The following is an 18,641-nucleotide window of genomic DNA, read 5'->3' as shown; positions in this document are numbered from 1 at the left end:
ACGCTTCCTCAATCGGGTCAGAACGGACCGCTGTGCCATTGAGCGGGATCAAGATGAAAAAGCTTTGACAGCTGTTCATAGATTGCCGGGTCAGAGGATTTCAGTTCCTTCGGCCGTTCAAAGAACACTTCGACCGAAACGGCAAAGAATTCTTCGTGCCCTTCCGCGCCGTAGGGATCGATCACTGTAGGTTTTCCGTTTTCCACGGCATGAACATGTGTCTTGTAACCGTTCAGAAAGGCGGTTTCCCACTCGCCAAAGCTTTGGCCATTGCTGAGCACGGGAACACCATTGGTTGCGCCCGAGAGGTCATCAAGCTGGTGCGCGAACTCGTGAAAGACGACGTTCCGGCCATCGTGATCATTCAGGGCACCGCGCTGGCTGTGGGCCCAGGACAGGATCACGGGGCCGCGGTTCCAGCTTTCCCCGCTGCGGATGATTTCCTGTTCGGTGACGACATAGCCACTGTGACGGCGCTGTTTTGATTTGAAGGCACCGGGGTAAACCAGAATGGTCGTCAGGTTGTCGTACCACTGGTCCGTATTCACCACGAGCAGACAGGCTTGCGCGGCAATCGACACCTGCATGTCTTCGGTGACGTCCAGCCCGTCGCAGCCGACGAAATCGACCTGATCAAGGAACAGGTTGATCTTTCCTTCCAGCGCCCCGCGCAAGTCTTTGGGCAGTTTCCGGATTATCGGCACCTGAGCGTTCACAATATCGCGCTGGTGCTGGGACAGCGATGTGGCCAGCAAGGTCAGGCGGGATTGTCTTTTCGACCAGAAGTGAAAGGCCGCAGCGCCAGCGATCAGCGCGACAACCGTCAGAAAAAGCAACATGGATCGACTGTAGCGCGATCAGAAAGGGACGAAAACGGGAAACCCGGACATAACGGCATGCAAAAGAAAAGACGCCACGGGTTTCCCCACGGCGTCCTGACAAGAAATGCAGTCTGCTTACTGTTTGACTTCTGCCGCCGGGTTCGATCCGGCTTTGGCACTGCGGCCAGGGTTGAGGGGGTCGTCCTGACGCTGAACCGAGCCTTCGAAATGCGCTCCGCTTTCGATGGCAATGGTCTTGTGGATGATGTCGCCTTCGACCCGGGCCGTCGATGTCAGGCGAACCTTGAGACCACGCACGCGGCCAACGATGCGACCGTTGATCACAACGTCATCTGCGGTGACTTCGCCCTTGATCGTTGCCGATTCACCAATGGTCAGCAGGTGGGCGCGGATGTCGCCTTCGACGGTGCCTTCCACCTGAATGTCACCGCTGGTCTTGATATTGCCGGTGATGTGCAGATCCGAGGACAGAACCGAGGCCGGCGGCTTGGGTTTGGGTGCCATTGCAGGTTTCGCGTCAGCCGGAGCAGGAGCCGCTGGGGTCGCCGGAGCGGCAGGTTTGGCCGCCTCAGGTGCTTTGGGTGCGGGCTCGTTGATTTTGCTTTTAGAAAACATTTTTCGCAGCCTTGATGTAAGTCATTGGGTTTACGGGATTTCCGTTCACGCGCACCTCATAGTGCAGATGCGTGCCGGTGGACCGTCCGGTGCTACCCATATCAGCAATATGATCCCCGCGCGAGACCCTTTGGCCGACCTTTACGTTGATCTTGGTGTTATGAGCATAAAGTGTCTCAATTCCGAACGCGTGCTTGATCTTCACAAGGCGTCCGAAGCCTGATTGCCAGCCGGCATGCGTGACCACACCATCAGCGGTCGCGAATATATCGGTGCCTTGCGGTCCTGCAAAATCGACACCGTTATGCTGCCGGCGACCACCGGACTTGGGGTCACGCCGGTTGCCGTAGCCACTGGTGAAACGCACGGCAGAATGTACGGGATTGGCGAAGGGGGCCTTTTCCGCAGCAATCCGGTACAGGTTCAGCTGATCCATCTGGCGCAACAACGTGTTTGCGCGGACTTCTTCGGGCGAAAGCTCGTCTTCTTCGCCGCGTGTGCTAAGGGATAAAGGGGTCAGCGGACCGCCCATACCGCTATATCCGCGCCGGACCTCTTCGATGATGCGATCGGTGGGCATTCCGGCCTGACGGAACATCTTGTCCAGAGGTTCGACCGAGATGACCATCGCCTCTTCTAGCTGGCGGAAGATCTCGTCGCTGCGTTCCTGCATTAGACGGATTTCAAGTTCCAGATCGTCCCGCTGTTCCAGCGCGTCCTGCGCGTTGGAGGCGATCAGATCGCGTTCTTTGGCCGTCCGCGCCAAAGCGTCGGTCATGAAGGCCATCTGTACCGGGGCGCTGGAAACCGCGGCATACATATCAGAGCCGCTGGTGTCCTGTTTCAATTGGGCCAGCTCTGAGCGCGCCTCTTCGCGCTGCTTCATCGTGGCGCGCAATGTCGTCTGGATAACTTCGATACCTGTCTCAAGTTCGCGGCGACGGTTTTCCGAGGCCAGCAGCTCCGACTGCATCGCGGAAATCTGGTCCAGCGCGGCATTGAACCGGTCCTGAGCGGCCAGTGCTTCATGCGCGCGGGAATCGCGTTCTGCCGACAGGGTGTTCAGGCGTTCCTGATAGATGGCTTGATCGCGCTTTGCCTGTTCCCGGAAATTCCCGGCCCCGATGCTGTCCATCAACAGTATGGCTGTCGCAACCGCTGTCCATCCGACCATGACGGCAACTCCGGCCACTGCGACCACCTGAGTTTCCGAACTGAGCCGGATAAACCTTGTGTCCTTGTCGGATTTCAGAAAGACCCGGCGTTCCGGGAAATGCCGCTCAAGCAGTGAGTGCAGTTTTATTGTCAGACGTGTTCGCACGCGCCCTACCTTTCATCCCCAAGATCGGAACCGGTCGTGAGTGCCTGCCGTCCCTTGGGCCGATTGCATAAAGCGGCAGCGGCGTTCGGGCAAGTTTGTTGACCAATCAGGTGCAAATGGCGCTGAAATCCCGCAAAGATCGGCGAGATTTTGCCGAAAATAACGCAAAAGTGTCAGTTCGAGAGGTCTCCGGGCGCAGGCAGGTCTTCGGTCAGGGGCCAGTAGAAATCGGGGGGCAACCCGGCCTCGGCCCGTTTTTTTTCGTTGAAGGGGGGCTTGAGAACACCGTGGAAGTACCGCCGGACCAGCGCGTGAAACACATCCTTGGGGTCGGCGTTTTCCCGGCCACACAGGAAGTGGAACCATTTTGAGCCGTAAGCGACGTGGCCGACCTCTTCGGCATAGATCACTTCGAGCGCGGCGATGGCCTGTTCGGCCTTGGCCTTGCGGAATATCTCGATCATGCCGGGCGTCACGTCCAGCCCGCGCGCCTCAAGCACCATGGGCACAACGGCCAGCCGCCCCATCAGATCTTCGGCAGTATCCTCGGCAGCGCGCCACATGCCAGCATGGGCGGGCAGGGCGCCGTAGTGGCTGCCCATCTGTTCCAGACAATCGCAAACCATCTCGAAATGGCGCGATTCCTCTTCGGCGCATTTCACCCAGTCATCGTAGAACCCGATGGGCATGGGTACATGGCCAAAACGCGCGATGATGTCCCAGTGCAGATCGACGGCGTTCAGCTCGATATGGGCAACCGCGTGCAGCAGGGCAATGCGCCCGGCTTCGGTACCCGGTTTCCGTTTGGGTACCTCACGCGGGGACAACAGCTCGGGCTTGTCCGGGCGCGCGGGGGACAGGGGCGGTGATGCGGTGCCGATCTCGATGGGTTCACCCTCGGCCTTGCGGGAGGCAAACCACGCGGCGGCATGGGCTTTGGACAGGGCGGTTTTGGCCCGCCCGTCCGCTGTTGTCAGAACCTCTGTCGCCATCTGTGTCAGTGTTTTGGGCACCGGGTCGCTCCGCCTTTGGCATGTCAGCGCGGGTGATAGACCGGATGGCGCGGCAGGTCGAGGGGGGCTTAGATCGCCTTCACCGCTTCCAGCACCTCATCCACATGGCCGGGCACCTTGACCTTGCGCCAGACCTTGGCAATGCGTCCTTCGCTATCAATGACAAAGGTCGATCGCTCGATCCCCATCGATTTCCGGCCATACATGTTCTTTTCAACCCATACGCCATAGTCCTCGCAGACGGTCGAGCCTTCGTCCGACAAGAGCGGAGTGGTCAACCCGTGTTTGGCGACAAACTTGTCATGCTTGGCGACGCTGTCCCGCGAAATGCCGAAAACGTGAGCCCCTGCCTCGGTAAACGCCTGAAGCTGCTCTGAGAAACCGATGGATTCCTTGGTGCAGCCCGGCGTATCATCACGGGGATAGAAGAACAAAACCACGGTGCCACCGCGCAACGCCGAAAGCGTCACCTCGCCACCGCCGTCGCGCGGCAAAGTGAAGTCGGGGGCGATGTCTGAAACGTCGGGCATTGGAAACTCCGCTAAAGGTTTTTAAAGGCTGCCCTTCATCATAGGGCAACGCGTGCGGGTTGGAAGGCGTGGATAGCAAATTGAAGCAGCACGAAGACGACGAAGCAAAGCCGGGCAAGCCTGTGCGCCGTCGGTCGCGCCGCCGCACCGCTGGTCTGTGGGCCATGCGTGGGGCCATCGTGCTGGTGCTTCTGGCGATGTTCACCGGTTTCATGGTCGTGGGGCAGAGGATGCACGCACCTGTGTGGCTGCGCGACAGGGTCGAAGCCCGGCTGGAACGGGCGCTGGGCGGGCTGCAAATCCGGTTTGGAGACGTCAGTTTCATCATCCACGAAGGCTGGCGCCCCCGTCTGCGGCTGACCGATGTTGCCATCAGTGACGCCGCAGGCCAGCAGATTGCGCAGGTATCCGATATGCGCGCCAGCCTGGCCATGCGTCCCTTGCTGCGCGGTCAGGTCCGGCCCAAGCGCATCATTCTGAGTGGCGCGCAGATCGCCATGACCCGCGATCAGGACGGGGCGCTGACCCTGACCGTGGGATCGGGCAGCGCGCCGGTGCAGGAAGCGCCGGACCTTGCACAGCTGATCGAGGGATCGGACGAGGTCTTTCAGTCTCCGCTCCTGTCGGCGCTGACCTCGGTCGAACTAGATGCGATTACGCTGGATTACCGCGACCTGCGGCAGGGGCGGTCGTGGGTTCTGGACGGTGGGCATATTCAGGCGAACCGCAGTGACAACGAAGTGCGGCTTGCGACCGGGTTTTCGGTTCTGGCCGGGCGGGACTATGTCAGCAGTATCGAAGCCAACTATACCAGCGTGCTGGGCACGCCTGCCGCCAGCTTTGGCATCTCGGTCACCGATCTTCCGGCCGAAGACATAGCAGGCCAAAGCCCGGCCCTTGCCTGGTTGCAGGTTCTACGCGCACCGATTTCAGGGGCTTTGCGGGGCAGTGTCGATGAGAACGGGGCCACAGGAACCGTGTTCGCAACCCTCAATCTGGGGGCCGGGGCGGTGCAGCCCAACCCGGAAACGCGCCCGGTTCCTTTCGAATCTGCCCGCACGTATTTCACCTATGACCCGAAAGCCCAGATGCTGGACTTCAATGAGGTATCGGTGGTGTCGGCCTGGGGCACAGTTCAGGCCGATGGAAAGGCGTTTCTGCAAGGGGCTGAGGACGGTGTGCTGGACAGTCTGGAGACGCAGTTGCGCTTGTCCGGGATCAATGTGAACCCGGCAAATCTTTTCCCGGAGCCGATTCAGCTGTCGCGTGCCAGCGTGGATTTCAAGATGGCGTTCAACCCGTTCCAGTTGCGCCTTGGCCAGATGACCATCGAGGATCCGGGTCATACCGTGCGCGCCTTCGGGGTTTTGCACGGTCGTCCCGATGGCTGGGCTGTGGCGCTGGATGCCCATCTGGATCAGATGAGCTCGGACAATGTTCTGAGTTACTGGCCCGAGCGTCTGGCGCCGAAGCCACGGGAATGGGTGACGGAAAACCTCTATCAGGGGGTTTTGTCGGACATGGATTTCGCCCTGCGTCTGGAGCCCGGTTCCAAACCGGACCTGTATCTTGATTTCGGGTTCGAGCAAGCCAAGGTTCGCTTTGCAAAGACCCTGCCGCCAATCGAAGATGCACAAGGTCAGGCCAGTCTGATCGACAGCCGGTTTACGGTCACCGCGCAGCAGGGGGTGGTGGTCGCCGATGACGGGGGGAGTGTGGATGCCGCGGGGACGTCCTTCATCATACCTGACACGGATATCAAGAAATCCGCACCCGGCATCGCGCGTATTCAGACAAAGGGCAGCGTGACCTCTGCGTTGTCGCTGCTGGACCGACCACCGCTGGAATTGCTGAGCAAGGCCGGGTTGCCCGTTGACGTTGCCACAGGCACGGTTGCGTTGACCGGAACGCTGTCTCTGCCGTTGATAAAAGAGCTGAAGTTTCAGGATACCGAATTTCACTTCAACGGAACGCTGGCCAATCTGTCCAGTGACCGTCTGGTACCGGGATTTTCTGTAATTGCCCCGATGCTGAATATTTCCGGCAATCAGTCGGGTGTTCAGATTCAGGGACTGGGGCAGTTCGGCGATGTTCCGCTAGAGGCGCTTTGGCAGCAGCCTATTGACGGCGAAACCGAACAGCGTAGCACCTTGACCGGCCAGATCGAACTGTCCCCGCGTCTGATGGATGAGATCAGGGCCGGCCTGCCGCCGGGGATGCTGACGGGCAAAGGGGTTGCCGATATTACACTGGGCCTGGGCGCTGGGGCACCTCCGAAACTGTCTGTTGTTTCGGACCTTCAGGGCGTGGCGCTAGCTATCCCTGAACTCGGTTGGCGCAAGGCGGCGAACACCAAAGGATCGCTGACTGCCGACGCGACGTTGGGCGCGCAGTTGAAGGTGGACGACCTGCGGATCAACGCAGCGGGACTGCGCACAACCGCATCCATTTCCTTTCACGAAAACGGTGAATATGACCGTATCCAGTTCAGCTCGTTCGATCTGGGGGACTGGCTGGCGGTTCCGGCGGAACTGATCGGGCGGGGGGCTGCTGTCCCGGATATCCGCGTCTTAGGCGGAGTGCTGAACATGGGGCGTGCAAACTTCGGGGAAAGCAGCGGAGGATCGGGTGGCGGCGGGGCCCCCGGGCCGAATCTGGACGTGGCACTGGACCGTCTTCAGGTCACCGAAACTGTCGCGCTGACAGGTTTCCGGGGGGCGTTCCAGACAACCGGTGGCGTAAATGGCACTTTCACAGCGCGGGTGAACGGCGGAGCGGCTGTTGCCGGTCAAGTGACCCCGCGGGGAAATCGAAGCGCCGTTGACCTGACGTCGAAAGACGCGGGGGCCGTTTTGCGATCAGCCGGGGTTCTGACGCAGGCGCGCGGCGGTGATCTGGACCTCAAGCTTGAACCGGTGGCTGCGCCCGGCAGTTACGACGTGATCCTGAAAATCGTAAATACGCGGATCACCGATGCCCCGGCCATGGCCGCGATCCTGAACGCGATCAGCCTTGTTGGTCTGCTGGACGAGATGGCCGGGCAGGGGATCTTCTTTTCGGCGATTGACAGCCGCATGAGGATATCGCCCACTGACATCAAAGTGCTGAGTGGCAGCGCTGTTGGCCCGTCAATGGGGCTTTCGTTTGATGGCACAATCGACACCGTGAACAGCCTGCTGAACCTGCGGGGGGCGATTTCACCAATTTACCTTCTCAATGCCGTTGGCAGCGTGTTTACCCGCAAGGGTGAAGGCGTCATTGGGTTCAATTACACGCTGACCGGGCCGATATCCTCGCCCAAAGTCGCGGTGAACCCTCTGTCCGGTCTGGCGCCCCTGTTTCTGCGTGATCTCTTGCGTCAGCCTGCGCCAACGGTCTCGGACGGCCCCAATGCTGCGCCGGTGGAACCAGACGAGCCAAAACCGACTTTTGGCTCTCCTCCCAGTGATCGCTGAGGGGATATGGCAGAATCTTTTTTGGGGTTGTAAGGCGCGGTCATGAAGCTCAGCGATTTTGATTTCGACCTGCCCGACGACCTGATTGCAACGCGGCCTGCCTGCCCGCGATCCTCTGCGCGCCTGCTTGTGGCGCAGGGGGGTGGTACAGTGGACAGCCACGTGTTCGATCTGCCCGATTTCCTGCGTCCGGGTGACCGGCTGGTGTTGAACGACACACGCGTTATCCCGGCGCGCCTGAACGGGCGGCGCCACAGGGACAGCGCGCAAGGCCCGGTTTCCGCCGGGATCGAGGCCACTCTGCTGGACCCACAGGCCGATGGCACTTGGTCTGCGCTCATCAAGCCGCTGAAGAAAGTGAAGCCGGGGGAAGAGATTGTATTTTCCGCCGATCTGAGCGCGACGCTGGATCGGGTGGAAGACGGGCAGGCCTTTTTGCGCTTCAATCTCAGCGGTCAGGATTTCGACAAGGCGCTGGATCAGGCCGGTGTAATGCCGTTGCCGCCCTATATCGCCGCCAAACGTCCGGCGGACGAGCAGGACAAGATGGATTATCAGACCATCTGGGCCCGCAGGTCCGGTGCGGTGGCAGCGCCGACCGCCTCGTTGCATTTTGACGATGCCCTGATGCAGGCTTTGTCGGAACGGGGTGTCGCCGTCACACATGTGACCCTGCATGTTGGCGCCGGAACCTTCCTGCCGGTCAAGGTCGAGGATGTGACAACCCACAAGATGCATGCCGAATGGGGGCAGGTCAGCGCCGAGGCTGTTGCCGAGATACAGGCCACAAAAGCTGCGGGCGGGCGTGTCATCCCGGTGGGCACCACTGCCCTGCGCCTGATCGAAAGTGCTGCGCGTTCGGGCGCGATCGAACCGTGGGAAGGTGACACCGATATCTTCATCTATCCCGGTTTCCGGTTTCATGTGACCGATGCGCTGATGACAAACTTTCATCTGCCAAAATCCACGCTGCTGATGCTGGTTTCAGCGTTAATGGGTCAGGACCGGATGCGCGAGGTTTACACCCATGCCATCGCACAGAAATACCGGTTCTTTTCTTATGGCGATGCGTCGCTTTTGATCCCCGGATAGGCGCGCATACGGCATCACCGACAGGGAATGTCGTAGACAAGCGCGATGGAAGCGGTCTTTGATCGCAGAACAAAACTCAAACAAGGTTGGCACCTATCGGAGGCCCAAATGATTCAGGTTCTGTCCAGCGCATGGGCATTGTTGCTCGGCATGGGGTTGCTGATGGTCGGAAACGGCCTTCAGGGCACGATCCTGGGTGTTCGTGGACAGCTTGAGGGATTTTCGACCCTTGAGATGTCTTTTGTAATGTCAGCTTATTTCGTTGGTTTTCTGGGCGGTTCACGGCTTGCGCCCGAGATGATCCGGCGTGTTGGCCATGTGCGGGTCTTTGCGGCACTGGCGTCTTTCATTTCGGCCGTGATGATCATGTATCCGATGCTGGCAGACCCGATTGCCTGGGTTCTGGGGCGCGTGGTGATCGGGTTCTGTTTCTCGGGTGTTTACGTCACTGCGGAAAGCTGGCTCAACAACGCAGCCAATAATGAAAACCGCGGGCAGGCCCTGTCGCTTTACATGATCGTTCAGATGTTGGGTATCATCGGCGCGCAGGGCCTTTTCCTGTTGGGCGACCCGGCCGGGTACGAAACATTCGTGATCGCCTCGATCCTTGTTTCGGTTTCTTTCGCACCGATTTTGCTGTCGATCTCACCAACTCCGGCGTTCGATACCACCAAGCCGATGACGTTGCGGGAGTTGATGAAAAGCTCTCCGCTGGGGTGTGTCGGCATGTTCCTGCTGGGGGGCGTGTTTTCGGCGCAGTTCGGGATGTCGGCGGTTTATGGGGCTCAGGCCGGATTGTCCTTGGTTGAAATCTCGGCATTTGTGGCGGCGTTCTATGTTGGGGCAATTGTCCTGCAATACCCGCTGGGCTGGTTTTCCGACCGGATGGACAGGCGTTTCCTGATCCTGTTGGTCGCGGCAACCGGTGCAGTTGGCGCCGTCAGTGGTATGCTTTATGGTTTTTCCTTCGAAATCCTTCTGGCGTCTGCTTTTGTGATCGGCGGAATGACCAACCCTTTGTATTCATTGCTAATTGCGCACACCAACGATTTTCTGGAATACGAAGATATGGCCGCGGCATCCGGCGGCCTGATCTTTATCAACGGCCTTGGTGCAATTACCGGACCTGTTATCACAGGTTGGCTGATGGGGGATGCAGTGTTTGGCCCTCCGGGCTTTTTCCTGATCATCGCCGTGTTGCTTGTCGCGTTGGCCGCCTATTCGGTCTACCGGATGACCCAGCGTGCAGCAGTTCCTGTTGATGAAACCAGCACCATGTCGACGCTTTATCCCACCGCGTCGCCCGTTGCATTCGAGGTTGCACAGGAAGTTGCGATAGAGGCGGCAGAAGCCGAGTTCGAAGAGGGCGCGCGCGAAACCGCTTGAGACACGAAATTATGTCGTTTGTGTTGCAATATGTTACTGTAACAGTTCTGTAAAAGGGACTTAAATGACGTTACGTCTGGGGCGCGGGCAATTGACGGAGTTTAAGGCAATGGTAACGCCTGAAGAAGTATTGAGTTTTTGGTTAGATGAAGTTGGCCCTAAGGGTTGGTATCTTGAAGATGAGGCGCTGGATGCAGACATTCGGGCGCGGTTTCAGTCAACTTGGGAAGCAGCGGCAGCGGGTCGGTTCTCGCTCTGGCTGACTTATCCCAGTGGGGCGCTTGCCTATATCATCCTGACAGATCAGTTCCCGCGCAACATGTTCCGGGGGGAGGCGCGTGCCTTCTCGACCGATCGTGCGGCGTTGGCGGCAGCAAAATGCGCAGTCGACAAAGGCTGGGACAAAAAGATCGACGAACCGGCCAGACAGTTCTTTTATCTGCCCATGATGCACTCGGAAAACCTGTGTGATCAGGAACGCTGCGTGCGTCTGATCTGCCAAAACATGAGCAGCGACGCAAGCAACCTGCTGCACGCCAGAGCGCATCGCGAGGTGATCCGCAAGTTCGGTCGTTTCCCGTATCGGAACGCGGCGCTGTCCCGCAGCTCGACCCCGCATGAAACTGCCTATGTCGATATGGGCGGGTACGGCACGACCGTGCGCGAACTACAGGCAACGGGCTGAACGCGAAGCCGCAACCGCGCTTTGGCCGCGGCTTCGCTTTATGACTCAGGTGTGCATCCCCGCAATGCCAAAACGCGTTCCGCCGCGATATCGGCACCGGTTTGGATCGCCTGCGCAATCAACACTTCTGGCGTGTCAGCAAGTTCCGAAATCCGCTCCTGAACCGTTTGCAGCTTCTGTTCTGCTGCATTCAGGCGCCCCAGCGTTGACCGGAGGTTTTGCGCGGCTTGGCTGTCTGCCAACGTGTCTTGTTGTAATAGTACCGTCAAATCAGTCCTCAACGCCGCAAGCTCGTCCCGAATGCCCTTTGCCTCATCCCGGATGGGGGCCACGGCCTGAACCGTTTGCGAGACTTCAGCAGTGATGCTTTCGGCTTTCGACGCCAGTTTCCAGCCCAGAAACAGGCACAGCGCAACAAGTATCAATGTGGCGTTGAGCAGGGCAAGCAGCAGATCTTTCAGAGTTTTGGCCATGGACAGCCCCTTGAATGGGTTGAGAAAAGAATAGGTCCGACCGGTGCCGGCGTTTCTTTTCTAGCCATTGCATGGCCCGGGGTATAGGCTGAAATCCGCAAGTTAAGGCATCGCTTACCCTGCGTCCTATTTGTCGCGGGACGGGTATATTGATGCGTTCCGAATAATAGTTTAATGGTAAACTAAATTTTCAACTCCTGCGCCGAGAGGAACACATGGCTGCACAATCCTATGATCTGATCGTAATCGGGGCTGGCCCCGGCGGCTATGTCGCCGCAATCCGCGCAGCCCAGCTGGGTTTGAAAACTGCGATTGTCGAGCGCGAGCATTTGGGGGGGATCTGCCTGAACTGGGGCTGTATTCCCACCAAGGCGCTGTTGCGGTCGTCCGAAGTGTTCCATCTGATGGAGCGCGCCAAGGATTTCGGTCTGAAAGCCGAAAAGATCGGATATGATCTGGATGCGGTGGTCAAACGATCCCGTGGCGTAGCTGCGCAGCTGTCAGGTGGCATCGGCCATCTGCTGAAGAAGAACAAGGTTGCCGTTGTGATGGGTCAGGCCACGATCCCTGCAAAGGGCAGGGTCAGCGTCAAGACCGACAAAGGCACCGAGGAACTGACCGCCAAGAACATCATTCTCGCAACCGGGGCACGGGCGCGGGAACTGCCGGGCCTTGAAGCTGACGGCGATCTGGTCTGGACCTACAAGCACGCGCTGCAACCGCCGCGGATGCCGAAAAAACTGCTCGTCATCGGGTCTGGTGCAATCGGCATCGAGTTTGCCAGCTTCTACAATACGCTGGGCGCAGACACCACGGTCGTTGAGGTGATGGACCGGGTGTTGCCGGTAGAAGATGCCGAGATCAGCGCATTGGCCAAGAAGGCGTTCACCAAACAGGGCATGACCATCATGGAAAAGGCCATGGTCAAGCAGTTGGATCGTGGCAAGGGGAAAGTGACCGCGCATATCGAGGTTAAAGGCAAAGTTGAAAAACAAGAGTTCGACACAGTGATCTCGGCCGTCGGGATCGTTGGCAATGTCGAAAACCTCGGTCTGGAAGCTCTGGGCGTCAAGATCGACCGGACACATGTGGTTACGGACGCGTATTGCCGCACCGGGGTTGAGGGCCTTTATGCGATCGGTGACATCGCGGGCGCGCCCTGGCTTGCGCACAAAGCAAGCCACGAGGGTGTTATGGTCGCGGACCTCATCGCGGGTCAACATGCGCACCCGGTCAAACCCGAAAGCATCGCAGGGTGCACCTATTGCCAGCCTCAGGTTGCCTCGGTTGGATATACCGAAGCAAAAGCCAAAGAGCTGGGTTACGACATCAAAGTCGGCCGCTTCCCCTTTATCGGCAATGGCAAGGCCATCGCTTTGGGTGAACCGGACGGGCTGATCAAAACCGTATTCGATGCAAAAACAGGCGAGTTGCTGGGCGCCCACATGATCGGTGCCGAAGTTACCGAACTGATTCAGGGATATGTGGTTGGTCGCCAGTTGGAGACAACGGAAGAAGACCTGATGAACACCGTCTTCCCGCACCCGACACTGTCAGAGATGATGCACGAAAGCGTGCTGGATGCCTATGGCCGCGTGATCCATATGTAAGATCGGCGTATTTGCCCCGACCGGGTGGGGGCTCTGCCCCCGCCGCGCGTGCCGCGCGCCTCCTCCGGGATATTTTGGGCCAGATGAAGCAGGGATCCTTTATTCATCTGGCTGCAAATACCCCGGAGCGCGAGGCAGAGCCCCGCAAAAGACCTATTTGTTCAAAGCATCCAGAATGCGCGCCCATGACCGGATGCCCTTGTGGAAGCTTTTCACGTCATATTTCTCGTTCGGCGAATGGATGGCATCATCTTCGTTTGCATAGCCAACCAGCATCGAGTCGAGCCCCAGAACGGTGTTGAAATAGCCGACAACAGGGATTGATCCCCCCATTCCAGTGAACACTGCCTCGCGGTCCCATTCATCCGACAGCGCACCGCGCGCGGCTTCGAATTCGGAGCGGGTGATATTCATGACCGAAGCGGGAGAGCCTTCCATGTCGTTGTCCCAGACCACTTTGGCGTCAGGGGAGAGCCGATCCTCGACATGTTTGCGGATTTTGGCGCGCAGTGCGTCCGGGTCCATGTCACCAACAAGGCGGCAGGTAATTTTGCAATGGGCCTTGGACGGAATAACGGTTTTGGAGCCCGCACCGTTATAACCGCCCCACAGACCGTTCACTTCGAGCGTCGGTCGTGCCCATTGTTGCTCCAAGGTGGAGTACCCCTTTTCGCCATGCGGTTGGGTGTAGCCGACCGAATTCAGATAATCCGCTTCGTCGAAGCCGCAATTCTGCCATTGGCGCAACTGGTCTTCGGGTACTTCATGCACACCTTCGTAGAACCCGTCGACCGCGACCCGCCCGGTTTTGTCGTCATAAAAAGAGGTCACGATTTTCGACAGTTCGCGCAGCGGGTTCAGGCCCGGGCCGCCATAGTGGCCGGAATGCAGGTCGATGCGCGGTCCCACGATGGTAAATTCGTCCTTCAGCATGCCCCTCAACTGCGCCGCAATCGACGGAACGCCGCGTGACACCATGGATGTATCGCAGACCAGCGCCAGATCCGCTTTGAGTTCGGCGGCATTTTCCTTGAGGAAAGGAACCAGTGAGGGCGAGCCCGATTCTTCTTCGCCCTCGAAAAAGAAAGTGATGCGGCAGGGCAAGGATCCGTGTACGGCCTTCCAGGCGCGGCAGGCTTCGACAAAAGTCATTAGCTGGCCTTTGTCGTCTGACGCTCCGCGTCCGCGGATGACCGGTCCGGTTTCGGTGTCCTCAATGGCGGGATCGAATGGATCCCGGTTCCACAGGTTCAACGGATCGACCGGCTGCACATCGTAGTGGCCATAAAACAGGAAATGCGGCGCAGTCGCGTCCTCACCCACGTGGCCAACAACCATCGGGTGGCCCGGTGTTTCCCGTTTCTCTGCCGCAATCCCGATGCTGTTCAGATCGGCGACCAGCCAGTCCGCGGCGCGGCTAACCTCGGCCTTGTATGCGGGGTCAGTCGAGATCGACGGGATGCGCAGCAGTTCCATCAGGCGGTCGATCGAGGTTTGCAGATCTTCGTCAATCCGGTTCAACACGGCGTCTAGCGACATGGGGGGCTCCTGCCTGTTTTTTGTTCCCGCGAACCCTAGCAGCGTTGTCGGCGCCGTCCAGAGTTGTTGACACGAATTGCGGCCCGGCGGTGTAAGCTTTGGGTAGGGAGGCGGGACCTGCGTCGTTTCCACGCGTTCGATGGCCGTAACTTTACTTGTCGGATGGGGTGCAAACTTATATTTGATGCAAATCAAAGTTGGGTTCACCTTTTCGGCTGTAACCAGCTGAATAAGGGAACACAAAGCCACCGAAACAGGGTAAGCTGTGGGAGGTGGCGAAAATATCGCCCAATGGGAAACCGGATACGGGCGTTCAAGGAGGGTCCTTTGGACTATACTGCTCAGCTCGATTCAGCGATTGCCAGGCTGCATGATGAAGGTCGTTACCGGACCTTCATCGATATCGAACGTCGCAATGGGTATTTTCCCCATGCGGTGCGCACACGTCCGGACGGGTCACAGCAGAACATCACCGTATGGTGCGGCAACGATTATCTGGGCATGGGGCAAAACCCGGTCGTTCTGAATGCAATGCACGAAGCTGTTGATGCAGCCGGTGCAGGTTCAGGCGGTACGCGCAATATCTCGGGCACCACGGTTTATCATAAAAGGCTTGAGGCTGAACTGGCCGATCTTCACGGCAAGGAAGCCGCGCTGCTTTTTACCAGCGCCTATATCGCCAATGACGCAACGCTCAGCACGCTGCCCAAACTGTTCCCGGGCCTGATCATCTACTCTGACGCGCTGAACCATGCCTCGATGATCGAAGGCGTGCGCCGGAATGGCGGGGCCAAGCGCATCTTCCGGCACAACGATGTGGCGCATCTGCGCGAGCTGCTTGAAGCGGACGATCCGGCCGCACCCAAGTTGATCGTATTCGAGTCGGTTTATTCTATGGACGGCGATTTTGGTCCGATCGAAGAGATCTGCGATCTGGCAGATGAGTTCGGCGCACTGACTTATATCGACGAAGTGCACGCGGTAGGCATGTATGGCTCGCGCGGCGGCGGTGTGACCGAGCGCGATAACCTTGCCCACCGGATCGACATCATCAATGGCACGCTGGCAAAAGCCTATGGCGTGATGGGCGGCTATATCGCGGCCAGCGCCAAGATGTGCGACGCCGTGCGGTCATATGCGCCGGGCTTTATCTTTACCACGTCCCTGCCACCTGCGGTTGCGGCCGGGGCTGCTGCATCGGTTGCCTACCTGAAAACTGCACCTGAACTGCGTGAGCAGCATCAGACGCAGGCCAAAATCCTCAAGCTGCGGTTGAAGGGGATGGGGTTACCGCTGATCGACCACGGAAGCCATATCGTGCCCGTGATCGTTGGAAACCCGGTCCATACCAAGAAGCTCAGCGATATGCTGTTGGATGATTACGGCATTTATGTGCAACCGATCAATTTCCCGACCGTTCCGCGCGGAACCGAGCGTCTGCGCTTTACCCCTTCTCCGGTGCATGGGCCTGACGAAATGAACCGTCTGGTACAGGCGATGGACGAACTTTGGTCACATTGTGCGCTAAATCGCGCCGAACTTGCCGGTTAACCTCACGCCAAAGTGTGCAACGTATTTGCCGCGTGTTAAGCTTACGCTAACAAAATCGGCGGACGAATCGTTTTGGGGATGATTCGCCGCTAACGCGAAACGCGCGACAGGCAGAATGGGGCAGCAGGAATGATTGGGCGCAGATCACAGCGCGAATCTGATGAGGATGTAGATGTCAGACCGAAAGGGTTTGACGACTACGAGGTACGCCTTGGTGACAAGATGCGCGGCGAACGCGCAACCATGGGCAAATCCCTGTTGGATGTTCAGCGCGAGCTGAGGATCAAAGCCAACTACATTGCTGCCATCGAAAACGCAGATCCTGATGCCTTTGACACGCCCGGCTTTATCGCCGGGTATGTGCGTTCTTACGCGCGTTATCTGGGGATGAACCCGGATGAAACCTTCTCGACTTTCTGCGCGGAAAGCGGTTTTTCGGTCGCGCATGGCATGTCGGCCGAGGCTTCGGTGGTGCGAAAGCCGACCGGCGCGCTTCCGGCGCGTGGGCCAATGGGGCGCGATCCCTTCATCTCGCCCAATACGCCGTATATTCCGGGCAAGGAATCTCTGGTCAGTCAGATTGAACCGCGCGCTATCGGATCGTCGCTGGTGCTTTTGGCGGTTATTGGTGGCATCGGCTATGGCGGGTGGGCGGTTCTGAACAAGATCCAGCAGGTACAGGTCAGCCCGGTTGAACAAGCGCCTGTGGTGCTTTCCGACCTTGATCCGCTGGATGCCGTGCGCGGCGGCGTTGTCGATGATGCGGTTGCTGCGGCGAACACCGAGGCACTGGACCGCCTCTATCGTCCGCAGGCCTTGGATGTTCCGGTTCTGGTTGCCCGCGATGCGCCAATTTCGACCCTTGATCCACGCGATGTCGGAACCTTCCGCCCGCCAAGCCTGCCGCAGTTCGAAGTCGCCGAAGTGCACACGGTTGAACGACCATCCTTGCCGCAGGTCGTGGAACAGATTGATACCATGCTGAAAATCGTTGCTGTCGATCCTTCTTGGATGCGGGTGACGGCGGCGGATGGCAGTGTTATTTTCGAAGGGACCCTTGGAACGGTCGAGCAAGGCAGTGTCTTTGAGGTTCCGCTAACGGAAGAACCACCGCTGTTGCGGGCAGGGGCGTCGGGATCGGTTTATTTCTCAATGAACGGTGAGCACTATGGCCCGGCAGGGGCACCCGGCACGGTTACCAAGGGGGTGATCCTTTCGAAAGACGCGGTGTCTGAAGTTTATGCCGTTGCCGATCTTGAGGCGGAACAGAACAGCGCTCTCAAGCAATTGGTGGCTGAACTGCAAACCGAGGCGACAGAAGCGCCCGCCGAGTGATCTTGCCATTGCGGTAACCCCTTTGCCGGACTATCTACAGTCGCAACTCAGGCAGACGCGGATCCGTCCTTATGTCCCTTAATCACGTGCGCCCCTGGCGTGACATATATCGTCGTAAATCCCGTCAAATCATGGTCGGTAACGTTCCCGTCGGGGGGGATGCCCCGATCGCCGTTCAGACCATGACCAACACCCTGACCACCGATGTGGCGGCAACGGTGGCGCAAGTTCAGGCCGCAGCCGAGGCTGGCGCGGATATCGTGCGCGTTTCAGTCCCAGATGAGGCGTCGGCTAAGGCATTGAAAGAAATCGTGCGCGAAAGCCCGGTGCCTATCGTTGCGGACATCCATTTTCACTATCGCCGTGGAATCGAAGCGGCCGAGGCGGGCGCTGCCTGTCTGCGTATCAATCCCGGCAACATCGGCGATGAAAGTCGGGTGAAAGAAGTCATTCAGGCCGCGCGCGACCACAATTGCTCGATCCGCATCGGCGTAAATGCAGGCAGCCTGGAAAAGCACCTGCTTGAGAAATATGGCGAACCGTGCCCCGAGGCGATGGTCGAAAGCGGGTTGGAACATATCCGCATCCTTCAGGACAATGATTTTCACGAGTTCAAGATCAGTGTGAAGGCCAGCGACGTATTCCTGTCCGCCGCCGCGTATCAGGGCATAGCCGAAGCCACTGATGCGCCCATCCATCTGGGTATCACCGAGGCGGGCGGACTGGTGTCCGGCACCATCAAATCTGCCATCGGGTTGGGCAACCTGCTGTGGATGGGGATCGGCGACACGATCCGCGTCAGCCTGTCTGCCGATCCGGTGGAAGAGGTGAAGGTTGGCTTTGAAATCCTCAAGTCCCTTGGTCTGCGCCACCGGGGCGTCAACATCATCTCATGCCCGTCCTGCGCACGGCAGGGGTTTGACGTCATCAAGACCGTCGAGGCGCTGGAACGCCGTCTGGAACACATCAAGACACCGATGAGCCTGTCGATCATCGGCTGCGTGGTCAACGGGCCGGGCGAGGCGTTGATGACCGATGTCGGGTTTACCGGTGGCGGGGCCGGGTCCGGGATGGTCTATCTGGCAGGCAAGGCCAGCCACAAGATGTCCAACGATCAGATGATCGACCACATCGTGGAACAGGTCGAAAAGAAAGCCGCGGAACTGGATGCGGCTGCGGAAGCCGCAGAGTAGT

The 18,641-nt window shown here is 58.7% G+C and carries 15 protein-coding genes; 8 read left to right on the top strand and 7 right to left on the bottom strand.

Annotated features, from left to right (window positions below; genetic code table 11):
- Positions 1-17 precede the first annotated feature (17 nt).
- From ACR3E2_RS06570 to ACR3E2_RS06550, 5 genes are all read right to left on the bottom strand, one after another.
- Complete coding sequence (locus tag ACR3E2_RS06570) at positions 18-839, bottom strand: M90 family metallopeptidase (protein WP_480480439.1); 822 nt, start codon at positions 837-839, stop codon at positions 18-20.
- A 117-nt stretch (positions 840-956) separates the two neighbouring features.
- Positions 957-1,457, bottom strand: a complete 501-nt coding sequence (locus ACR3E2_RS06565) for a bactofilin family protein (protein ID WP_209596778.1) — start codon at positions 1,455-1,457, stop codon at positions 957-959.
- Complete coding sequence (locus ACR3E2_RS06560; protein WP_209503613.1) at positions 1,447-2,778, bottom strand: DUF5930 domain-containing protein; 1,332 nt, start codon at positions 2,776-2,778, stop codon at positions 1,447-1,449. Before ACR3E2_RS06560 ends, ACR3E2_RS06565 begins: the two co-directional genes overlap by 11 nt.
- Positions 2,779-2,951: 173 nt before the next feature.
- Positions 2,952-3,770: a ferritin-like domain-containing protein gene (locus tag ACR3E2_RS06555; protein WP_480481647.1), complete on the bottom strand. Its 819-nt coding sequence runs from the start codon at positions 3,768-3,770 to the stop codon at positions 2,952-2,954.
- Between the two features lie 89 nt (positions 3,771-3,859).
- Positions 3,860-4,321, bottom strand: a complete 462-nt coding sequence (locus ACR3E2_RS06550; protein WP_480480442.1) for a peroxiredoxin — start codon at positions 4,319-4,321, stop codon at positions 3,860-3,862.
- A gap of 68 nt (positions 4,322-4,389) precedes the next feature.
- Between ACR3E2_RS06550 and ACR3E2_RS06545 the strand changes: the two genes are divergently transcribed.
- From ACR3E2_RS06545 to ACR3E2_RS06530, 4 genes are all read left to right on the top strand, one after another.
- Positions 4,390-7,776 carry a YhdP family protein gene (locus ACR3E2_RS06545; protein WP_480492700.1) on the top strand — a complete coding sequence of 1,129 codons (3,387 nt, stop codon included), beginning with the start codon at positions 4,390-4,392 and terminating at the stop codon, positions 7,774-7,776.
- Positions 7,777-7,818: 42 nt separating this feature from the next.
- Positions 7,819-8,868: a tRNA preQ1(34) S-adenosylmethionine ribosyltransferase-isomerase QueA gene (gene queA, locus ACR3E2_RS06540; RefSeq protein ID WP_480480446.1), complete on the top strand. Its 1,050-nt coding sequence runs from the start codon at positions 7,819-7,821 to the stop codon at positions 8,866-8,868.
- A gap of 108 nt (positions 8,869-8,976) precedes the next feature.
- Entirely contained in the window at positions 8,977-10,254 is a 1,278-nt protein-coding gene (locus ACR3E2_RS06535; RefSeq protein ID WP_480480448.1) for an MFS transporter, read from the top strand.
- 109 nt (positions 10,255-10,363) lie between these two features.
- Positions 10,364-10,939 carry a DUF924 family protein gene (locus ACR3E2_RS06530; RefSeq protein WP_209504864.1) on the top strand — a complete coding sequence of 192 codons (576 nt, stop codon included), beginning with the start codon at positions 10,364-10,366 and terminating at the stop codon, positions 10,937-10,939.
- Positions 10,940-10,977: 38 nt separating this feature from the next.
- On the opposite strand, the gene ACR3E2_RS06525 is transcribed toward ACR3E2_RS06530, so the two are convergent.
- Positions 10,978-11,412, bottom strand: a complete 435-nt coding sequence (locus ACR3E2_RS06525; protein WP_480480450.1) for a hypothetical protein — start codon at positions 11,410-11,412, stop codon at positions 10,978-10,980.
- A 215-nt stretch (positions 11,413-11,627) separates the two neighbouring features.
- Here ACR3E2_RS06525 and lpdA point away from each other — a divergent pair, with 215 nt between their 5' ends.
- Positions 11,628-13,022: a dihydrolipoyl dehydrogenase gene (gene lpdA / locus ACR3E2_RS06520; protein ID WP_480480452.1), complete on the top strand. Its 1,395-nt coding sequence runs from the start codon at positions 11,628-11,630 to the stop codon at positions 13,020-13,022.
- Positions 13,023-13,175: 153 nt separating this feature from the next.
- Here lpdA and ACR3E2_RS06515 read toward each other — a convergent pair whose 3' ends face one another.
- Positions 13,176-14,561, bottom strand: coding sequence for a M20/M25/M40 family metallo-hydrolase (locus ACR3E2_RS06515; RefSeq protein WP_480480454.1), 1,386 nt, complete (start codon positions 14,559-14,561; stop codon positions 13,176-13,178).
- Positions 14,562-14,888: 327 nt separating this feature from the next.
- On the opposite strand from ACR3E2_RS06515, the gene hemA reads away from it, so the two are divergent.
- The 3 genes from hemA to ispG all read left to right on the top strand — a co-directional run bounded on the left by hemA (position 14,889) and on the right by ispG (position 18,640).
- Complete coding sequence (gene hemA, locus ACR3E2_RS06510) at positions 14,889-16,112, top strand: 5-aminolevulinate synthase (RefSeq protein WP_480480456.1); 1,224 nt, start codon at positions 14,889-14,891, stop codon at positions 16,110-16,112.
- Positions 16,113-16,241: 129 nt separating this feature from the next.
- On the top strand, positions 16,242-17,447 hold the full coding sequence (locus ACR3E2_RS06505) for a helix-turn-helix domain-containing protein (RefSeq protein WP_480480458.1): 1,206 nt from the start codon (positions 16,242-16,244) through the stop codon (positions 17,445-17,447).
- A 71-nt stretch (positions 17,448-17,518) separates the two neighbouring features.
- On the top strand, positions 17,519-18,640 hold the full coding sequence (gene ispG / locus ACR3E2_RS06500; protein ID WP_480473338.1) for a flavodoxin-dependent (E)-4-hydroxy-3-methylbut-2-enyl-diphosphate synthase: 1,122 nt from the start codon (positions 17,519-17,521) through the stop codon (positions 18,638-18,640).
- Position 18,641 lies beyond the last annotated feature (1 nt).

The organism is Ruegeria sp. AL7 (assembly GCF_056536105.1).
Note: the sequence above shows the minus strand (reverse complement) of the source record. Positions and strands in the feature narration are given on the sequence as shown.